Consider the following 18,589-nt stretch of genomic DNA (forward strand, 5'->3'; position numbering starts at 1 on the left):
GAGCACCACCGTTGGTGTGTGACGAGCCGCTCTGCGCTCAGACGAGGGCCGCGCGGATCAGCTCCACCGGGTGGTGAGCCCTCCGCGTCGTTCCGTGCGCGATCTGCTGGCGGCACGAGACACCGGTGGCCGCGATGACCGTGGCCCCGGGCTCGGCGCGGACCGCGGGGAAGAGGCGGTCCTCGCCCACCTTCATCGACACCTCGTAGTGCTCGGCCTCGAACCCGAACGAGCCGGCCATCCCGCAGCACCCCGCATCGACCTCGACGACCTCGGCGCCCGGGATCCGGGAGAGTAGGGCCACCGTGGCTGCGGTGCCGACCTCCGCCTTCTGGTGGCAGTGGCCGTGGTAGAGGATCCGGTGCCCGGCCGGCCAGGCGTCCTCGCGCAGGCGCAGTGCACCGTCGTCGATGGCCTCGACCAGCAGCTCGTCGACGAGCCGGGCGCGGCCGGCCACGTCGGCGACGCGGGGGTCGTCGGCGCCGAGCAGGGCGCGGTGCTCGTCGCCGAGGGTCAGCACGCAGGACGGCTCGACGCCCGCGATCGGGCCCTCGGTGCCCGCCAGTGCGTCCACCAGTCCGGACGCCTGCCGCTTGGCCTGGTCGAGCATGCCCTTGGAGAACGCGGCCCGCCCGCAGCAGCCGCTCGACTCCAGCCGGACGTCCCACCCGGCCCGCTCGAGCAGCTCGATGGCGGCGATGCCGATCGCGGGCTCGGTGAAGGAGGTGAACGAGTCGCCGAGGAAGGTGAGGGGCCCCCGGCTCCCCGTGTCAGCAAAGTGGCTTTGCTGACGCGTGGCGTCCTGAAAGTGGCTTTGCTGACGTCCACGGGAGCCGTGGAACCACGTCAGGAGCGTCTCCTGGGCGAACGTGGGGAGAGGGCGTTCCGGGGCGATGCCGATCGCCTTCGCGAAGGCCTTGCGCAGGGCGGGCACGCGGTTGGGGAGGTTGGCCAGCGGCGCGCTCGCGGCCCCCAGCCGGTTGAGGCCCCGGATCCCGGCGAACACCCGGGAGCGGAGCGGGATGCCCGTCGTCTCGTGCTTGTGGTGCAGGGCCTCGGCCTTGAGCGTGGCCATGTCCACCGAGAGCGGGCACTCGCTCTTGCAGGCCTTGCACATGAGGCACAGGTCGAGCACCTCGTGCAGCCGCTCGTCGCCGAGGGCGGTGTGCGGGTCGGGCTCGGACAGCGCCTTGACCAGCGCGTTGGCCCGGCCGCGGGTGGCGTCCTCCTCGCGGTGGGTGGCCATGTAGGACGGGCACATCACGCCGGTGTCGTCCTTGCGGCACAACCCGATGTTCTGGCAGCGGTCGGCGGCGCCGCGCATCCCGTGCTGCCCGCCGGCGACGACCGTGAGGTCGAGCATCGTGGTGAGCGGCCCGGCCGGCGGCAGCGCGGGCTCCCGCAGGTTGTCGGTCATCGACGGGGCATCGACGATCTTGCCGGGGTTCATCCGCCCGTGCGGGTCGAAGATCCCCTTGACCCGGCGCATGGCCTCGTAGAGCTCGTCGCCGAACAGGTGCCGGTTGAACTCGCTGCGGGCGAGGCCGTCGCCGTGCTCGGAGGAGTTGGCGCCGCCGAACTCGGCGACGAGGTCGCGGATCTCCTCGGCCACGGCTCGCATCTTCGCGACCTCCTCGGGGCGGGAGAGGTCGACGAACGGGCGCACGTGCAGGCAGCCCACCGACGCGTGACCGTAGAAACCGGCGCGCATGCCGTGCCGCTCGAGCACCTTCGCGAACCGCTCGCTGTACTCGGCGAGCCGTTCCGGGCCGACGGCGGTGTCTTCGACGAACGCCGCGGGCCGGTTGGCGCCGGTGCTGGCGGCCATCAGCAGCCCGAGCCCCGCCTTGCGGACCTTGAGCAGTGCCGACTGCTGCGCCGGGGTCTCGGCGAGGAGCGTGTGGTAGCCGTGGCCGTTGCGCTTCCACACCGCGTCGAGCCGCTCCAGCTGGGCCCTCAGCTCCGCGGGGTCGTCGCCGCTGAACGAGACGAAGAGCAGCGCCTCCGGGTCGTCCTGCAGGATCTCGCCGAGCGCGGCGTACTCGAGCTTCGAGCGGGACAGGTCGAGGATGGTGCGGTCCATCAGCTCGACGGCCGACGGCTCGCAGGACAGCGCGTCATGGGTGGCGTTGATCGCGGACTGGGTGGAACGGAAGTGCCCCACCGCGATCACGGTCTTCGCGGGCTTGGGCACGAGCCCGACCACGGCCTCGGTGGCGACGACGAGCGTGCCCTCCGAGCCCACGACGAACCGGGCCAGGTCGAACGAGGCCCCATCGGCCGGTTCGGTGAGCCGGTCCAGCCGGTACCCGCCCGCCCGGCGCCAGAACTTGGGGAAGCCGGTGGCGATCGCGTCCCGGTGCGCGTCGACGAGGGCCGGTAGCTCGCGGTAGAGCCGCCCCTCGAGGGTGTCCGCACCTGCGCGGCGGGCCCGCTCGGCGTCGTCGACCGGCCCGAACCGCGCGGTGGAGGCGTCGGAGAGCACCACGTCCAGCTCTCGGACGTGGTCGATCGTCATCCCGTACCGGACGGAGCCGCTGCCTGCCGAGTTGTTGCCGATCATCCCGCCGATCGTGGCGCGGTTGGACGTCGACGTGTCCGGCCCGAACATCAGCCCGTGCGGGGCGGCGGCCCGGTTGAGCTGGTCCTGCACCACGCCGGGCTGCACGCGCGCGGTGCGGGCCTCCGGGTCGAGCTCGACGATCGCGCTCATGTGCCGGGAGAAGTCGAGCACCAGCGCCTCGCCGACGGTCTGCCCGGCGAGGCTCGTGCCGCCGCCACGGGGGAGCACGGGCACGCCGTGCTCGCCCGCGAGGCGCACCGCGGTGACGACGTCGCCCGCGTGCCGAGGCGCGACCACGCCGATCGGCGTGATCGAGTACATGCTGGCGTCGCGGGAGAAGAGGTGGCGGGTGTAGTCGTCGAACAGGACCTCGCCGTCGAGCTCGCGGTCGAGAGCCTGCTGGAGCTCGGTTCCGACCCTCGAGACGTCCCTCAAGACGCTGCCTCCCGCAGGTGTTCCAGTGCCGCTTCCACACCGCCCGGCTTGATCGGAACGCCGGCGAGCTGCAAGCCCATCTGTACCCCGCCGAGGGTGCCGGCGAGCGTCAGGTCGTTGAAATGGCCGAGATGGCCGATGCGGAAGATCTTGCCGGCGAGCCTGCCGAGCCCCGCGCCGAGGGACATGTCGAACTTCTCGAGGATCACCCGCCGCACCTCGTCGGCGTCGTAGCCGTCGGGCAGGAGCACGGCGGTGAGGGAGCCGGAGTGCTCGCGCTCGTCGGCGCACAGCACCTCGAGACCCCACGCGCGCACCGCGGCCCGGGTGGCCGCGGCGTGCCGCTGGTGGCGGGCGAAGACCCGGGGCAGCCCCTCCTCGGCGAGCATCGCGCACGCCTCGCGCAGGCCGTAGAGCAGGTTGGTGCCCGGCGTGTACGGGAAGAACCCGCGCGCGTTGGCCTCGATCATCGGGGCCCAGTCCCAGTACGAGCGGGGCAGGCCCGCCGAGCGCGACGCGGCGAACGCCTTCTCGCTGACCGCGTTGAAGCCGAGGCCCGGCGGCAGTATCAGGCCCTTCTGGGACCCGGCGACGGTGACGTCCACGCCCCACTCGTCGTGGCGGTAGTCGATCGAGGCGAGCGAGGAGATCGTGTCGACGAGCAGCAGCGCCGGATGGCCCGCCTCGTCGATCGCTGCGCGCACGTCGGGCACGCGGCTGGTGACGCCGGTCGACGTCTCGTTGTGCACCACGCAGACGGCCTTGATCGTGTTCTCCCGGTCGGCGGCGAGCCTGCGGCCGATCTCGGCGGGGTCGGCCCCGTGGCGCCAGTCCCCGGGGATCACCTCGACCTGGAGCCCGAGCCGACCGGCGAGCTCGGACCAGAGCGTGGAGAAGTGCCCGGTCTCGCTCATCAGGACGCGGTCGCCCGGGCTGAGCGTGTTGACCAGCGCCGCCTCCCACGCCCCCGTGCCCGACGACGGGTAGATCACGACGGGCCCCGACGTGCCGAACACCGGACCGAGCGCGGCCAGCACGGCCTTCGTCAGCTCGGCGAACTCCGGCCCGCGGTGGTCGATCGTGGGCGCGGCCATCGCCCGCAGCACCCGGTCGGGCACGTTCGTGGGCCCGGGGATCTGCAGGAAGTGGCGCCCTCCGGTGATGTGCACGCGGACCTCCAAGTCGCATCTCGGGTTGACGCTCCGAGTGGTCCGAACCATACTCCAGCCGGAATCTGACTTCCGCGATACGGAACACCCTCCGACAACGCTGCCGTGAGGAAGTGCCCATGTCCATTCACGTGATCTCGATCCTCGTCCTGGTGGTCGCGTTCGTGATCGCCACCCTGCTCCCCATCAACCTGGGCGCCATCGCGCTGGTCGCGGCGTTCCTCATCGGCTCGATCGTCCTGGAAGGGTCGCCCGACGACGTCGCCGACGGGATCTTCGACGGCTTCCCGGGCAGCCTGTTCGTGACGCTGGTCGGCGTCACGTTCCTGTTCGCGATAGCCAGGGCGAACGGCACGGTCGACTGGCTGGTCCACAGAGCGGTGCAGGGGGTCCGCGGCCGCATCTGGCTCATCCCGTGGATCATGTTCGCGGTCACCGCGTTGCTCACCGCCTTCGGATCGGTGGTGCCGGCAGCCGTCGCGATCATCGCGCCGATCGGGCTCAGCCTCGCGGTGCAGCACCGGATCAACCCGGTGCTCATGGGCCTGTCGATCATCAACGGGGCCACGGCGGGCGGCTTCTCGCCGATCAGCATCTTCGGCGGGATCACCAACGGCGTCGTGGCGGGCGCCGGGCTGCCCGGGAGTCCGGTGACCCTCTTCCTGGGCAGCCTCGTGTTCAACATCGTGCTCAACGTCGTCATGTTCTTCCTGTTCGGCGGGCGGCAGCTCATGGGCCGCGTGGTCGAGGAGCCGGCCGGCGTGGGCGCCACCGAGGTCTCGCCCGCGGGTGGGCCGGGGGCGGCCAAGGGCGCCACAACGGGCGCGACCGGGGCCGCCTTCACCGAGGGCGAGCACCGGACGGTCACCACGCTCGACCTCAACCGTTCGCTCACGCTCGTGGCGCTGCTCGGCGTGGCGATCGGCGCACTGGCGTTCCAGCTCGACGTGGGCCTGCTCGCCGTCACCGCCGCCGTCGTGCTCTCACTGGTGGCCCCGAACTCGTACAAGGGTGCGGTCGCCCAGGTCGCGTGGCCGACGGTGCTGCTGGTCTGCGGGATCGTCACCTACGTCAACCTGATGCAGGAGAACGGCACGATCGACTTCGTGGGCGAGGCGGTGGCGGGCGTCGGCGTCCCCCTGATCGCCGCGCTGCTGATCTGCTACATCGGCGCGGTGGTCTCGGCGTTCGCCTCCACCACCGGCATCCTCGCCGCGCTGATCCCGCTCGCCGTCCCGCTGCTGCTCGGGGGCCAGCTCGGGGCCATCGGCGTGGTCACCGCGCTGGCGATCTCGTCGTCCGTCGTCGACTCCAGCCCGTACTCCACGTCGGGCGCGCTCACCGTGGCGAACACGCCGGAGTCGGAGCGCGACTACGTCTACCGCAGGCTCATGCAGTGGGGCTTCACGATGGTGCTGATCACACCCATCGTGACCTGGTTGATCCTGGTGGCTCCGGGTTGGCTGTAGGCATGACTGATCTCCTCGTCGAGCAGGACGGCCCGGTCCTGCGGGTGACCTTCAACCGGCCGCAGGCGCACAACGCGCTCACGTTCGCGATGTACGAGGGTGTGCACGACGCCTGCGAGAAGGCCGACGCCGACCCGGACATCCGGGTGCTCGTGCTGCGCGGGGCGGGCGGGAAGTCGTTCGTCTCGGGCACCGACATCGCCCAGTTCGCGGGATTCGACGGTGCGGCGGGCGTCGCGTACGAGGAGCGGATGACCCGGGTGCTGCGCCGGCTGGAGGACACCGCGGTCCCCACCGTCGCCGCGGTGGACGGCTACTGCGTCGGCGGCGGACTCGCCCTCGCCGCGACGTGCGACCTGCGGATCGCGACCACCGCAGCGCGGTTCGGCGTGCCGATCGCGCGGACGCTGGGCAACTGCCTGTCGATGGACACGTGCGCCCTGCTGATGGCGCACCTCGGTCGCTCGCGCGCCCTGGACATGCTCCTGCGCGCCCGCCTGCTCGACGCCGCGGAGGCGCACGCCGCCGGGTTCGTCACCCAGCTCGTCGACGACTCCGCGGCGCTCGACGCCGCGCTCGCCGAGACAGTCGCCACGCTCGCGTCGCACGCGCCGCTGTCGATGTGGGCCACCAAGCAGACGGTCGCGCGACTGCGGCGGGCCGGCCTCCCGGAGGGCGACGACATCGTCGCCCGCGTGTACGGGAGCGCGGACTTCGCGTCGGCGGTGGCCGCCTTCGCCCGGAAGGAGCGCGCCACCTGGACCGGTGCGTGAGCGCCACGGCCTAACCTGGAGGCCCGGACCTGGCAGGAGGAGCACGGTGGGCGCAGTGAGCCAGCCGGACCGCAGCGGTGGCGTGCAGTCCCTCGACCGCGCGTTCGCGCTCCTGGAGCACATGGCCGACGCCGGAGGGGCCGTCGCGCTCTCGGAGCTGGCCACCCGGTCCGGGCTGCCGCTGCCGACCATCCACCGCATCGTCCGCACGCTGGTGGCGTCCGGGTACGTCCGCCAGCTCCCGTCGCGCCGGTACGCGCTCGGCCCGCGCCTGATCGGGCTCGGCGAGGCCGCGTCCCGGATGCTCGGTGAGTGGGCGCGCCCGCAGCTCACCGAGCTCGTCGACCAGGCCGGTGAGACGGCCAACCTCGCGATGCTCGACGGGGATGCCGTCGTCTACGTCGCTCAGGTGCCGTCGCGGCACTCGATGCGGATGTTCACCGAGGTCGGCAGGCGGGTGCCGGTGCACTGCACCGGCGTCGGGAAGGTGCTGCTGGCCCAGCTTCCGTCCGGCGAGGTCCGCGCGATGATGGCCCGGGCCGGGATGGCGGCCCAGACCCCGCACACGATCACCGACCCGGACCGGCTCGAGCGGGAGTTGGAGCGCATCAGGGCGCAGGGCTACGCCGTCGACGACGCCGAGCAGGAGCTGGGCGTGCGCTGCGTGGCCGTCGCGGTGCCGGGCGGCCCGGCGTCCACCGCGCTCTCGGTCTCCGGTCCCGACACCCGGGTGACGTGGGCGGCCGTCGAGCGGATCGTGCCGATGCTGCAGGCGGCGGCCGCCGCGCTCGCCGGGCACCTGGCCGCCCGTGGGGCGATGGCGTGAAGACGCGGTAACACTTCTGGGTTACTCCCCCGGTTGCCGGATGCGAAGCGGCCGCATGGCTGGTAGGCCGTTGCGGGTACCCCCGACTAGGGAGGTGAGCGGCATGGAGTGGACCGCTGACGACGATCAGCAGCTCGCCGAAGCCGTGCGCCGGCACGATGCCGGGGAGGACCCCTGCGCCCGCCCCGGCGAGACGACGGTGCCGGAGTGGGCCATGATCTCGATCGTGCTGGGGCTCGTGGCGCTGACGGGCTCGGTCTTCGCCGTGGTCGTGGTCGCGGCGTTCGGTTCGGTCTGGTGGTTGTTGCGCACGGCCGATGCCGTGGAACCCAGCGAACGGGACGCGGGCCGCGAGGCGCGCGGGCCGTTCGGCGGGCCCGGCATCTGGCTCTGACGACGACTGCCCGGACGACGACTTCCGGACGACGACTACTGCGTGTTCGGTCACCGGATGAACCGGCGACCGATCAGGGGAGATAACCTCCCCGACCGTGGCAGGCTTCTTCGACCACGTCGCCGATCACCACGCACAGCGCTGGCTGGCCGGCCTGATGGACCAGGTGGGTGACGCAGGGCTCGCCGCCGCGGCGGGCGTTCCCGCGCTGCTGGCGGCGGTGGACCAGCACGCCGCGGGCGTGCGGGACATCCTGCTGCTCGGCGTCGAGGGCTCGGCTGCGGCCGCGGCGGCCGTTCTCCTCGCCGGTTACGCCAAGGGCCTGCTCGACCAGGCCGGCACCGACGCGGCCGGGCTGCGGGCCGCGGTGGGGGAGTGCTGGCACAGGGCGGACTGGCTCACCGTCCGCGTGCTCGCCGTCTGCGCGCTGAGCCGCGACGACCGCTGGCGCCGCTCGCCCGCCCCGTTGTTCGAGGCCTGAGCCGCCTCACCTCGCCAGCAGGCCCGCGAGGTAGGTACGGACGAACCGCACGAGCGAGGCCCTGAAGTCCGGGTGGAGGGCCATGTGGGGGTCCTCCGCGTGCAGGGCGGCCACCTGCGGTGAAGGGTGCGCCGCCTGCCAGAGCCCGGCGGCCGCGATCCCCGACATCGCGAACAGGTCGAAGCACGCCTCCGCGTCGAGCGCGGGAAGCGCCCGCTGCAGCGCGGGCACCACCTGCTGGAGCGACGCGTTGACGGCCTGCTTGAACGCGCGCACGACCTCCAGCGACACGTTGCGCTCCAGGGTGAGCGGTGAGTACAGCAGCAGCTGGCAGAACAGCGGCCGGTCGGCCACCGAGTGCGCGAGGACGTCGGCCACCTGGCGGGGTTCGGGGCCCGCTGTCGAGAGTGCGGCGAGGGCTCCGGCGGCCCACTCGTGGAACTCCGTCTCGGCGAGCCGCAGGAAGATCTCCTCGCGCGTCTCGAAGTACTTGAGCAGCGCCGACTTGTGCATGCCCACCTCGGCCGCGATACCGGCGAGGCTGACCGCGCCCACCCCGTCGCGCAGGGCGAGCTCGCGCGCGGCGTCGAGGATCGCGGCGTAGCGCTGCTGCTTCTGCTCGGGCCGCCGCGCGCGCAGGAAGCCGGCCTTCGTGGTCATCGCGACGACCATAGCTCGCGGATACGGCAACGGCGTTGTCTTGTTAAGTCAACGGCGTTCCCTTACTGTGGCCGCGTGATCCCCGTGAAGCTCCGCGTCAACGGAACGACCGAGCTCCTGGCGCTCGATCCACGGGTCAGCCTGCTCGACGCGCTGCGCGAGCACCTGGGGCTGACCGGCACCAAGAAGGGGTGCAACCAGGGCGCCTGCGGCGCGTGCACGGTGCTCGTCGACGGCGAGCGGATCGCCGCCTGCCTCGCGCTGGCCGTGCAGTACGCCGGGCGTGACATCACCACGATCGAGGGCGTCGGGCAGCCCGAGCACCTGCACCCGCTGCAGCAGCAGTTCATCAGCGAGGACGGGTTCCAGTGCGGCTTCTGCACATCCGGCCAGATCTGCTCGGCGCTGGGGATGCTCGCCGAGCACCGCGCGGGAATGCCGAGCGCGGTCACGCCGGACCTGGACGCCGCCGAGATCGCGCTGACCGAGGCCGAGATCAAGGAGCGGATGAGCGGCAACCTGTGCCGTTGCGGTGCCTACGAGGGCATCGTCGGGGCGATCGAGCGGGTGGCCCGATGAGGCCCTTCGGATACCTCAGCGCGCCCGATCTCCCGACGGCGCTGGACGCGGTCGCGGCCGGGGCCCGGCCGCTGGGCGGTGGCACCAACCTCGTGGACCTCATGCGCGAGGACGTCGAGCGGCCCGAGACGCTCGTCGACGTCACCGCGCTGCCCCTGGCGGGGATGGACGAGCTGCCCGGGGGTGGTCTGCGGATCGGCGCCGTGGTGCGCAACAGCCACCTCGCCGCCGACCGGCTGGTCCGGTCCCGCTACCCGGTGCTCGCCCAGGCCCTGCTCGCCGGCGCGTCGGGTCAGCTGCGCAACATGGCGACGGTCGGCGGCAACCTCCTGCAGCGCACCCGCTGCCCCTACTTCCGCGACCACGCGGCCAGCTGCAACAAACGGGAGCCGGGCTCGGGGTGCGCCGCGCTCGGCGGCTTGCACCGGGGCATGGCCGTGCTCGGCACCAGCGAGCACTGCATCGCGGCTCACCCGTCGGACATGGCGGTGGCGCTGGTCGCGCTCGACGCGGTGGTCGAGGTGCAGAGCGTGCGCGGCACCCGCCGCATCCCGCTCGCGGAGCTGCACCGCCCGCCCGGCGAGACCCCGCACGTGGAGACCCGGCTCGCGGCGGACGAGCTGATCACCGCCGTCGAGCTGCCCGCGCTGCCGGTCGCCCGCACGTCGCGGTACCGCAAGGTGCGCGACCGCGCCTCGTTCGCGTTCGCGCTGGTGTCGGTGGCGGCCGCGCTCGAGGTCCGCGACGGCGAGGTCGTCGATGTGCGGCTCGCGCTGGGCGGCGTCGCCACCACGCCGTGGCGGGCGCGCGAGGCCGAGCGACTCCTGCTGCGCGCCCCGGCCACCGACGAGACGTTCCGCCGCGCGGCCGCCGCCGAGCTGGCGCCCGCGGTCGCGAGGCCCGACAACGCGTTCAAGATCGAGCTGGTGCAGCGCACGGTCGTCGCGACATTGCGCCAGCTGGCCACCGAGCGGAGCTCCGCGGAGCGAGCAGACGGCACCGAGCGGAGCTCCGCGGAGCGAGCAGACGGCACCGAGGGGGGTGCGGCATGACCCAGGCACCGGAGCGCACGCGCCCCACCACGGCCACCACGCCCGCGGTCGGGCGGCCGATCGACCGCCTCGACGGGGCGGTCAAGACCACCGGTGCGTCCGAGTACACGGCCGACCGGCCCTACCCGGACCTCGCCCATGCCACGCTCGTGCACGCCACGATCGCGCGGGGGCGGATCACCGCCATCGACACGGCCGCCGCCGAGGCCCTGACCGGTGTCCTCGCCGTGATCACTCATCGCAACGCGCCCCCGCTGAAACCCCCGCCCGCCCGGATCAACCCGCTCGACCTGAGCACCATGGCGTCCGGGACGAAGGTGAACTACCTGGGCAGCGACGAGGTGCACTGGAACGGCGAGCCGGTCGCGGTCGTCGTCGCGGAGACGCTCGAGACTGCGGTGGAGGCCGCCCGGCTGGTGCGGGTGAGCTACGCCGCCGGGCCCGCCGTCACCGACTTCCTCGGTGCGCAGGACTCGGCCGCGCCCGCGCGCGGGCTCCCGATCATCCCTGACGGGGGCCGCAAGGGCGACGCCGAGCAGGCACTGGCCGCCGCTCCGGTCTCGGTCGACCTGCGCTTCACCACCCCACCCCAGAACCACAACGCCATCGAGCCGCACGCCACCACCGCCGTGTGGGACGGCGACCGGCTCACCGTCCACGACAGCACCCAGTCGATGGACTTCGCGCGCCGGCACCTCGCGCTGCGCTTCGGCGTGCCGGTCGAGTCGGTCCGGGTGATCGCCCCCAACGTCGGCGGCGGGTTCGGGGGGAAGGGGTTCGTCTGGGCCGGCACCGTCCTGTGCGCGATGGCCGCCCGGGTCGCGAAGCGCCCGGTCCGGCTGGCGTTGTCGCGGGAGGCCGTCTTCCGGACGGTCGGCGGGCGTGCCCCCACCGTCCAGCGGGTGGCGCTCGGCGCGGAACGCGACGGCGCGCTGACCGCGCTCGTGCACACCGGGGTGTCGCAGGTGGGACGGGTCGGCGGGATGCCGGAGCGCGTGGGATCCCAGTCGGGGCACCTCTACGCGGCGCGCACCATCCTCGTCCGCCACAGCGCCGCAACGCTCGACATGCTGCCGAACTCCGCGATGCGGGCACCGGGCGAGGCCGTCGGCACGTTCGCGCTGGAGTCCGGGATGGACGCGCTGGCCTACGAGCTCGGCATGGACCCGGTCGAACTGCGCATGCGCAACGAGCCGGAGCGCGACCCGCTCGGCGGCAAGCCGTTCACCCGCCGCAACCTGCGCGCCGCCTACGCCCGCGGGGCGCAGCGGTTCGGCTGGGCCGACCGGCCGCCGGAGCCGCGGTCCATGCGCGACGGGCGGCGGTTGCTCGGCTGGGGCGTCGCCACCGCCTTCCACATGCCGATCCAGCTCACCGCCGACGTCACGGTCCGGCTGGGGATGGACGGCACCGTCCTGGTGCGATGTGCCCTGCACGAGATCGGTGTGGGTGCGGCGACCGTGCAGGCGCAGATCGCGGCGGACGCGCTCGGCGTCCCGGTCGAGGCGGTCACGGTCGAGCTCGGCGACTCCGCGCTGCCCGTCGGGCCGATGGCCGGGGGATCGGGGCAGACCGCCACCGCGGCGGCGAGCGTGCTGCGGGCCTGCGAGGAGCTGAGGCGCTCGGCGCTCGCGCTCGCCCGCCGCTCGCCCGGCTCACCGCTGCGCGGGCGGCGGATCGACGAGCTCGCGGCGCGGGACGGCGGCCTCTTCGCGGCGGACGGCTCCGGCGAGACCTACGGGGAGATCCTCGCCCGCGCCGGGCGCCCCTCCCTCGAGGGCCGCGTCGGTGCCCGGACGTCGGTCGGCCGGGTCGCGGGCCAGCTCCGCTTCATCGCCGGCATGGTCAACGACCAGCGGCGCCAGGTCCGCGCGGCCACGGGGGCACATTTCTGCGAGGTGGCGGTCGACGAGGACACCGGCGAGGTCCGGGTGACGCGCTGGGTGGCCGTGTTCGACGTCGGCCGGGTGATCAACCCGAAGACCGCCACCAGCCAGCTGCGCGGCGGGATCGTGATGGGGATCGGAGCGGCGCTGTCGGAGGAGACGCAGGTCGACCCCGGCAGCGGCCGCATCATGAACGCGAGCCTCGCGGATTACCACGTGCCCGTGCAGGCCGACGTCCCCGCGATCGACGTCTCCTACCTCGACGAGCCGGACCCCACCACCCCGCTCGGCCTGCTCGGGGTGGGGGAGGTGGGCATCACCGGGGTCGCGGCCGCCGTGGCCAACGCCGTGCACCACGCCACGGGCGTCCGCGTCCGGGATCTCCCGTTGACGCCGGACCGCCTCCTGTAGAACTTGCGGCGTTCTAGAACTGCGGCGTTCTAGAACTGCGGCGTCCGGGCTGCAACCAGCTGGGCCGCGGCGGGGCCGGCCTACGCATCAGACATCCGACCCCGCCGGGTGCTGTGGAGGGAGCTCCTACGACTTGCGCACGTCCGCGGCGGGGTCGGCCGCGGGGTCGACGTCCATGCGGGTGCCGACGGGGTCGGTCACTTCGGCGTGCGCCCCCGGGGTGGGACGCGCGGCGTCCTCGCGGCCGCGCGCGTACGCCTGGGCGTGGGCCCGGGCCTGGGGTGCCTCCTGCTCGGCCCGGTCGAGCCAGCGCTCCCAGCGCTGCTGCATCGGCCGGATGAGGCCGCCACCCACGCCGACGATCATGATGCCGGCGATCGTGGCCAGCACCGCGATCAGCACCGGCATCGTGACGGCGATCGCGACGCCGATCTGGCTCAGCGCGGCGATCACGCCGAGGGCGATGATGAAGATCGACGCGATGTTCGCGAGGACGTTGCCGTAGGACAGCCCGCCCGTGACGCTCGTGATGAGGTCCTTGACGGCGGCCGCGATCGCCGAGGCCACCACCACGATGATGATCGCCACCGCGATCCGCGGGAGGAACGCGACGATCCCGGTCAGCAGCACGCTGATCGGGTTCGGCCCCCACACGCCGAACGCGAGCTGCAGGGTGAGCAGGAGTACCGCGTAGTAGACGACCATCGCGATCAGATCGCTGGCGTCGTACTTCGACCGGGCGAGCGCCTGCCCGATTCCGCCGCGCTCGACCGCGCGGTCGAAATGCAGTCGCTCCAGAACCGTGTTGGTCAGCTTGCGCAGGGCTTTTGCGATCAGCCACCCGATGAGCAGGATGACCAGGAACAGCAGCAGCTGCGGCACGAACACCGCGACCGTGCGCATCGCGTCGCCGAACGCTGCGACGAGGTTGTCGAACATCGGTACTCCCAGGTCGTTGGATGTCGCATCCTTCGGATGCCCATCCCAACCCGCTCCACACCCTGTTCACGCAATTTCCGCACTACCGGCGGTCACACCGAAGGGGGGTGAAACCCCACGTCAGCGCCGGAAACGGCGAACCCTTCTGCTGCGGTGGCTCGCGTCGCGCTCGGCGCACACGGGACAGGGGTCGCCGTCGGGGGCGACCATCGGCGCAGGCGTGACGACGTGGCCGCAGACCGCGGAGTACTGGCCGCCTCGATGGGTGATGCCGATCGCGAGTTCCTCGTCGGGGACCGAATGGCAGCGGCCGTCCATGACGCAGGTGACGGCGATGGTGGAGCTCCCGCCGAGCTCCGTCGGCCCCGACTGCCCTCGCGGTCTGCTCACGGCCCCCACTCCGTCACAGGTCCCCGTCGGACCGCCGCCCACGGGGCACACCACCCACCGCAGCCAGTCTGTCGCTCTCTGCTTGCATCCGCAAGAGGGTTCTGCAACCTTCTTCTGCAAATGCATCTGCCCGCACGGTCCGTTCGTTCCACCGCGCTGTGCGCCGAGATCGGGATCGGCGGTGATGCCGCACCGGCGCCGCCGTCACCGCTGTCCAGTACCCTGCGATTCGTGACCCGTCGTGTCGTTCTGTCCGTGATGTCCGTTCTTGCCGCGCTGGTCCTCGTCACCGGCTGTGGCGGCGGTGGCTCGAACGTCGACTGCGGGCTGGACGGCTGCACCGTCACGTTCCCGCGCAGCGGCGACGCCGCCGTCTCGGTCCTGGGGGTCGAGGCCCGCCTCGTCGGCGTGCAGGACGGCACCGCGCAGCTCGCCGTGGCAGGCCAGCAGGTCACCGTGCCGGTGGGCGGTCAGACCGAGGCCGGCGGGTTCACGGTCGCGGTCGAGCAGGTCACCGACACCGAGGTCGTCGTGCGTGTGCGCGCCTGATCGCCCGGGTCCCCGAGGCTCCCACGAGCGCCGGCCGCAACGAGCGGCACGTCGCCGCGACCGCCGCCACCGCCGCCACCGTCGAGCGCCGCCGGTCACCGCCGCCTAGCGCGGCTCCGCCGGGGGGTCGGCGGCCTCGGCGAGTGTCCGCTGCATCCAGGCCACGTCGTGCCAGCGGCCGTGCTTCCAGCCGATCCGCCGGTAGGTGCCGACCGGTTCGAAGCCCAGCGCCCGGTGCAGGCCTGCGCTCGCCTCGTTCGGCAGCGTCATGCCGGCGACGGCCGTGCGGTAGCCCCGCTCGGCGAGCCGCGCGAACAGCGCCTCGTAGAGCTGGCGACCGCCGCCGGTGCGGCGCCGGCCGGCCTCCAGGTAGATGCTGACCTCACACGACCAGCGGTAGGCGGCGCGCGCCTTGTACGGGCCGCCGTACGCGTAGCCGACGACGCGGCCGTCGTCCTCGAGGTCCTCGAGCACGAGCCAGGCGTGGGCGCGCTCGGCCGCCGCGATCCGCTCGGCCATCTCCTCGATGGTCGGCGGCTCGAGCTCGAACGTGATCGCGGTGTCGGTGACGTAGGGCGCGTAGATCGCCGCGCACGCGGCGGCGTCCCCCTCGGTGGCTGCGCGGACCTTCATGACGACGATGATAAGCAGTTTCGCCACTATAGTGACAGCTGTGTCCGAAACCCTCACCGCGTCTCTCGCCGCCGCGCTGCAGGAGGCCCGCAGGTCACGCGGCCTGACGGTCAGCGCGCTCGCCGACGGGGCGGGCGTCTCCCGGGCGATGATCACGAAGGTCGAGCGGGGCGAGGCGCAGCCCACGGCCGTGCTGCTCGCCCGCCTCGCCAACGCGCTGGGGATGACGCTCTCGGAGCTCGTGGCACGCGCGGAGGACGGCGGCGGCCGGCTCGTGCGTGCCGCCGACCAGCCCGTCTGGACCGATCCCGCCAGCGGCTACCGGCGGCGGACGGTGTCGCCGGCCAGCGGACGCCCGCTGGAGCTGGTGGAGATCGAGCTGCCCGCCGGGGCACGGGTCGCGTTCGCGGCCGACGCCTACCCGGATGTCCACCAGCAGGTCTGGGTGCTCGACGGGCACCTGCGGCTGCACGAGGGCGACGTCCTCCACGAGCTCGACGCGGGCGACTGCCTCCAGTTCGGCCCACCCGTGGCGCGCGCGTACGTGAACCCGACCGACCGGGCCTGCCGCTACGTGGTGGCCCTGACCCGCCGCTGAAGGACGGGCCGTTCCCCCGCGGTGAACACCCGCGCCCCTGGCGGTGCCGGTCGCGCACGATGGACCGCGTGGAGATCATCGACCTCGCTCCCGACCTGCGCATGCTGCGCTTCCCCACCGGTCAGGCGTACGCGCTGCGGGAGGGGCGGGACGTCACGCTCGTCGACACCGGACCGCCGGGCTCCGCGGACCGGATCGCGGCCGCGCTCGACGGGTGGGGCCGGGTGCGGCGCGTGGTCCTGACGCACTACCACGCCGACCACGCGGGCTCGGCGCGCGAGGTGGGCGCGTGGCCGGGCGTCGAGGTCGCCGCCCACCACACCGACGCGCGGGTGGTCCGGGGCGAGGCGAAGGGCGAGTGGCCGGACTTCACGCCTGCCGAGCGGGGGCTGTACGCCGTGGTCGGTGCGGGCCTGCCCGACCCGCCCGACGTCCCGCGGGCACGGGTCGACCTCGACCTCGACGACGGGGACGTCCTCGACGGGCTGGAGGTGGTCTGGACGCCGGGGCACACCCCGGGCAGCATCGCACTCCGGCACGGCGAGCGCGGGGTGCTGTTCACCGGCGACACGGCCGCCGAGCGCGACGGTGCGGTGTTCCTCGGGCCGTTCAACATCGACCGGGAGCGGGCGAAGGAGTCCTTCCGCGCCTGGCGGAGCCCGGCGTCACGACCGTGTGCTTCGGCCACGGTGACCCGCTCTCGCCGACCGGGCCGACCGGCTGAGGGCCGCCGCGGGCGAGGTGGAGGTGCCGGACCCGCTCGGGTGACGGGGGCCCACGGGCCGATCGCTACCATCCGACCGTGCTGAGCGTCCGGGGGCTGACCAAGATCTACGCTGGTCGCCCGGCCGTGGAGGACGTCTCCTTCGACCTGCAGCCCGGCACGGTCACCGCGTTCCTGGGGCCGAACGGCGCGGGCAAGTCCACCACCATGCGGATGATCACCGGCTTGACGCCGCCCACCCGGGGTGGCAGCTGGATCGCGGGCAGGCCGTTCCGCGACTGGCCCAACCCCGCGCACGTCGCGGGCGTACTGCTCGACGCGTCGGCCGTGCACCCGGGCCGCACCGGTGGCTCCCACCTGCGCAACGCGGCCGCCCTGATGGGCGTGCCCGCCCGGCGGGCCGACGACCTGATGGTCCGGCTCGGGCTCGGCGACGCCACCCGCAAGAAGATCGGCAAGTACAGCCTCGGCATGCGCCAGCGGCTCGGGCTCGCGCACGCCCTGCTGACCGACCCGCCGCTGCTCATGCTCGACGAGCCGATCAACGGTCTCGACCCGGTCGGGATCCGGGCGGTGCGCGAGCTGTTGCGCGCACACGCCGCGCGCGGCGGCACCGTGCTGCTGTCGAGCCACGTGTTGTCCGAGGTGGACCAGACGGCCGACCGCATCGTCATGATCGGCAACGGCAGGCTGGTGGCCGACGGCCCGATCCGCGAGCTGCTCGCGTCCCACCGGTCGCTGGTGCGCGGGCCGGACATGCAGGCGCTCGCGAACGCGCTCATGCAGGCCGGGGTGCGCATCCAGCCGAGCCCCGACGGCCAGATCCTCGCCGACGCGCCCAGCGACCGGGTCTCCGACATCGTCTTCGCAGCAGGTGTGCGGGTCCACGGCATCAGCGATCACCAGCAGAACCTCGAGGAGCTGTTCTTCCGGCTGTCCGGAGGTGGACGATGACCTTCCCGACGGGGCAGGGCACGAACGGGCACCCGGTCCGGGCTCCGCAGGGGCCGGTGCCGCCGGGACCGGTTGCACCCGCCCAGAACCGCCCGGCGCAGCCGGGATGGGTCCATCAGGGTGGGAGCCGGCAGGGGCAGGTCGCTGCCGGGCCGTGGGCAGGCCCGATGGGGCAGGCGCCGGGCATCGGCGCCCCGGCGCAGCCCCCCGGGGCGGCCGTCGTGGCGCCCGGCCGGGTCGCGCCCCATGCGCCTGGAGCGGCGGTGGTGGCACCGCCGCTGCAGCACCCCGCCGGGCCCGCTCCGGTTCCGGCGTGGCCCGTTCCGGCCGGCGACGGCCCCTTCGCCGCCGCGTCGCGGCGCACCCCGTTCCCGATGCTGGTGCTGGTCGAGCTGCGCAAGCTCACCGGCACGCTCTCGGACCGGATCCTGCTCGCGCTCGCCCCGATCGTCCTGATCGGCGTCACCGTGTTGATCCACACCGGCACGGACTACGCGTCGTCGTACGCGTCGGCGGCGGACCAGATCTCGCCGACGTTCTACACGGTCCGGGTGGGTCACCTGCTGCTGCACGCCGTGCTGATCAAGCTCATCGCAGGCGAGTGGCAGCACCGCAGCGCCCAGCCGACGTTGCTCGCCCAGCCGTCGCGGGCCCGGTACTTCCTGGCGCAGGCCACGGTCCTGCTGATGCTCTGGCTGGTCGCCGCCGCCCTGCAACTCGTCACCACGCTGCTGGTGGCGCCCGGCGCGGTGAGCGGTGTGGGAGCCACGTACGTGCTGGGCCACCGGACCGGCTGGGTCGTCGGCGTGTGCGTGCTCGGCTCGCTGCTGACGATCCTCGTGGCGCTCACCGTCGCGATGCTGGTGCCGAACGCCGCGGGGGCGCTCGCGATCTACTTCGCGACGGTGCCGGTGATGCTCACGATCAGCGGGCTGGCCCCGAAGGTCTTCGCCTGGGTCGATCCGTCGAGCGCCACGGCCGCACTGGCCACGCTGGCGCCGGTGGAGGGCCCGGGGCCCGTGGTCGTCTCCCTGCTGCTGTGGGGTGGTCTGCTCGGCCTCGCGTGCTACCGCGTCGCCCGTCGCGACCTGGCATAGCCGCTAC

Annotated in this window: 19 protein-coding genes; 13 read left to right on the forward strand and 6 right to left on the reverse strand. The window is 73.2% G+C overall.

The genetic code is table 11. The features are described 5' to 3' along the window. Positions 1–37 precede the first annotated feature (37 nt). Positions 38–2,998 carry an FAD-binding and (Fe-S)-binding domain-containing protein gene (locus ABEA81_RS21145; protein ID WP_345606973.1) on the reverse strand — a complete coding sequence of 987 codons (2,961 nt, stop codon included), beginning with the start codon at positions 2,996–2,998 and terminating at the stop codon, positions 38–40. After that, on the reverse strand, positions 2,995–4,167 hold the full coding sequence (locus tag ABEA81_RS21150; protein WP_345606974.1) for a pyridoxal-phosphate-dependent aminotransferase family protein: 1,173 nt from the start codon (positions 4,165–4,167) through the stop codon (positions 2,995–2,997). Before ABEA81_RS21150 ends, ABEA81_RS21145 begins: the two co-directional genes overlap by 4 nt. A gap of 119 nt (positions 4,168–4,286) precedes the next feature. Between ABEA81_RS21150 and ABEA81_RS21155 the strand changes: the two genes are divergently transcribed. From ABEA81_RS21155 to ABEA81_RS21175, 5 genes are all read left to right on the forward strand, one after another. Beyond that, positions 4,287–5,636 (forward strand): SLC13 family permease, encoded by a 1,350-nt coding sequence (locus ABEA81_RS21155; protein WP_345606975.1) that lies wholly within the window; start codon positions 4,287–4,289, stop codon positions 5,634–5,636. Positions 5,637–5,638: 2 nt separating this feature from the next. Further along, entirely contained in the window at positions 5,639–6,409 is a 771-nt protein-coding gene (locus tag ABEA81_RS21160) for an enoyl-CoA hydratase (RefSeq protein WP_345606976.1), read from the forward strand. A 55-nt stretch (positions 6,410–6,464) separates the two neighbouring features. Next, positions 6,465–7,235 carry an IclR family transcriptional regulator gene (locus tag ABEA81_RS21165; protein ID WP_345606977.1) on the forward strand — a complete coding sequence of 257 codons (771 nt, stop codon included), beginning with the start codon at positions 6,465–6,467 and terminating at the stop codon, positions 7,233–7,235. 103 nt (positions 7,236–7,338) lie between these two features. After that, the gene (locus tag ABEA81_RS21170; RefSeq protein ID WP_345606978.1) at positions 7,339–7,629 is read left to right on the forward strand and encodes a hypothetical protein; all 291 of its coding nucleotides are present in this window, start codon (positions 7,339–7,341) and stop codon (positions 7,627–7,629) included. Between the two features lie 97 nt (positions 7,630–7,726). Further along, entirely contained in the window at positions 7,727–8,110 is a 384-nt protein-coding gene (locus ABEA81_RS21175; protein ID WP_345606979.1) for a DUF6401 family natural product biosynthesis protein, read from the forward strand. Between the two features lie 6 nt (positions 8,111–8,116). Here the strand turns inward: ABEA81_RS21175 and ABEA81_RS21180 are convergent, their stop codons facing one another. Continuing rightward, positions 8,117–8,770: a TetR/AcrR family transcriptional regulator gene (locus ABEA81_RS21180; RefSeq protein WP_345606980.1), complete on the reverse strand. Its 654-nt coding sequence runs from the start codon at positions 8,768–8,770 to the stop codon at positions 8,117–8,119. A 75-nt stretch (positions 8,771–8,845) separates the two neighbouring features. On the opposite strand from ABEA81_RS21180, the gene ABEA81_RS21185 reads away from it, so the two are divergent. The 3 genes from ABEA81_RS21185 to ABEA81_RS21195 are packed head-to-tail and all read left to right on the forward strand — an operon-like array spanning position 8,846 to position 12,698. Further along, the gene (locus tag ABEA81_RS21185; RefSeq protein WP_345606981.1) at positions 8,846–9,349 is read left to right on the forward strand and encodes a 2Fe-2S iron-sulfur cluster-binding protein; all 504 of its coding nucleotides are present in this window, start codon (positions 8,846–8,848) and stop codon (positions 9,347–9,349) included. Further along, positions 9,346–10,401 carry an FAD binding domain-containing protein gene (locus tag ABEA81_RS21190; protein WP_345606982.1) on the forward strand — a complete coding sequence of 352 codons (1,056 nt, stop codon included), beginning with the start codon at positions 9,346–9,348 and terminating at the stop codon, positions 10,399–10,401. Before ABEA81_RS21185 ends, ABEA81_RS21190 begins: the two co-directional genes overlap by 4 nt. Then, entirely contained in the window at positions 10,398–12,698 is a 2,301-nt protein-coding gene (locus ABEA81_RS21195) for a xanthine dehydrogenase family protein molybdopterin-binding subunit (RefSeq protein WP_345606983.1), read from the forward strand. The genes ABEA81_RS21190 and ABEA81_RS21195 overlap by 4 nt, the downstream gene beginning before the upstream one ends. 126 nt (positions 12,699–12,824) lie before the next feature. Here ABEA81_RS21195 and ABEA81_RS21200 read toward each other — a convergent pair whose 3' ends face one another. Next, positions 12,825–13,637, reverse strand: coding sequence for a mechanosensitive ion channel family protein (locus ABEA81_RS21200; RefSeq protein ID WP_345606984.1), 813 nt, complete (start codon positions 13,635–13,637; stop codon positions 12,825–12,827). Between the two features lie 120 nt (positions 13,638–13,757). Continuing rightward, positions 13,758–14,027: a hypothetical protein gene (locus ABEA81_RS21205; RefSeq protein ID WP_345606985.1), complete on the reverse strand. Its 270-nt coding sequence runs from the start codon at positions 14,025–14,027 to the stop codon at positions 13,758–13,760. A gap of 231 nt (positions 14,028–14,258) precedes the next feature. Here ABEA81_RS21205 and ABEA81_RS21210 point away from each other — a divergent pair, with 231 nt between their 5' ends. After that, positions 14,259–14,576 carry a hypothetical protein gene (locus tag ABEA81_RS21210; protein WP_345606986.1) on the forward strand — a complete coding sequence of 106 codons (318 nt, stop codon included), beginning with the start codon at positions 14,259–14,261 and terminating at the stop codon, positions 14,574–14,576. A 105-nt stretch (positions 14,577–14,681) separates the two neighbouring features. On the opposite strand, the gene ABEA81_RS21215 is transcribed toward ABEA81_RS21210, so the two are convergent. Continuing rightward, on the reverse strand, positions 14,682–15,209 hold the full coding sequence (locus tag ABEA81_RS21215; protein WP_345606987.1) for a GNAT family N-acetyltransferase: 528 nt from the start codon (positions 15,207–15,209) through the stop codon (positions 14,682–14,684). 40 nt (positions 15,210–15,249) lie between these two features. On the opposite strand from ABEA81_RS21215, the gene ABEA81_RS21220 reads away from it, so the two are divergent. From ABEA81_RS21220 to ABEA81_RS21235, 4 genes are all read left to right on the forward strand, one after another. Then, complete coding sequence (locus ABEA81_RS21220) at positions 15,250–15,807, forward strand: helix-turn-helix domain-containing protein (RefSeq protein WP_345606988.1); 558 nt, start codon at positions 15,250–15,252, stop codon at positions 15,805–15,807. Positions 15,808–15,875: 68 nt separating this feature from the next. Further along, entirely contained in the window at positions 15,876–16,616 is a 741-nt protein-coding gene (locus ABEA81_RS21225) for an MBL fold metallo-hydrolase (protein ID WP_345606989.1), read from the forward strand. After that, positions 16,610–17,485, forward strand: a complete 876-nt coding sequence (locus ABEA81_RS21230; RefSeq protein WP_345606990.1) for an ABC transporter ATP-binding protein — start codon at positions 16,610–16,612, stop codon at positions 17,483–17,485. The genes ABEA81_RS21225 and ABEA81_RS21230 overlap by 7 nt, the downstream gene beginning before the upstream one ends. Beyond that, complete coding sequence (locus tag ABEA81_RS21235; protein ID WP_345606991.1) at positions 17,482–18,582, forward strand: hypothetical protein; 1,101 nt, start codon at positions 17,482–17,484, stop codon at positions 18,580–18,582. The genes ABEA81_RS21230 and ABEA81_RS21235 overlap by 4 nt, the downstream gene beginning before the upstream one ends. Positions 18,583–18,589 lie beyond the last annotated feature (7 nt).

Origin of the sequence: Pseudonocardia adelaidensis (assembly GCF_039543345.1) — a bacterium.
In the GTDB taxonomy this organism is placed as follows: domain Bacteria; phylum Actinomycetota; class Actinomycetes; order Mycobacteriales; family Pseudonocardiaceae; genus Pseudonocardia; species Pseudonocardia adelaidensis.

Excerpts from the sequence above, each read along its gene's own strand:
- ABEA81_RS21190 (WP_345606982.1), top strand. The coding sequence starts at position 9,346 with ATGAGGCCCTTCGGATACCTCAGCGCGCCCGATCTCCCGACGGCGCTG.
- ABEA81_RS21195 (WP_345606983.1), top strand. The coding sequence starts at position 10,398 with ATGACCCAGGCACCGGAGCGCACGCGCCCCACCACGGCCACCACGCCC.
- ABEA81_RS21155 (WP_345606975.1), top strand. The coding sequence starts at position 4,287 with ATGTCCATTCACGTGATCTCGATCCTCGTCCTGGTGGTCGCGTTCGTG.
- ABEA81_RS21235 (WP_345606991.1), top strand. The coding sequence starts at position 17,482 with ATGACCTTCCCGACGGGGCAGGGCACGAACGGGCACCCGGTCCGGGCT.
- ABEA81_RS21180 (WP_345606980.1), bottom strand. The coding sequence starts at position 8,770 with ATGACCACGAAGGCCGGCTTCCTGCGCGCGCGGCGGCCCGAGCAGAAG.
- ABEA81_RS21215 (WP_345606987.1), bottom strand. The coding sequence starts at position 15,209 with ATGAAGGTCCGCGCAGCCACCGAGGGGGACGCCGCCGCGTGCGCGGCG.
- ABEA81_RS21160 (WP_345606976.1), top strand. The coding sequence starts at position 5,639 with ATGACTGATCTCCTCGTCGAGCAGGACGGCCCGGTCCTGCGGGTGACC.
- ABEA81_RS21170 (WP_345606978.1), top strand. The coding sequence starts at position 7,339 with ATGGAGTGGACCGCTGACGACGATCAGCAGCTCGCCGAAGCCGTGCGC.
- ABEA81_RS21200 (WP_345606984.1), bottom strand. The coding sequence starts at position 13,637 with ATGTTCGACAACCTCGTCGCAGCGTTCGGCGACGCGATGCGCACGGTC.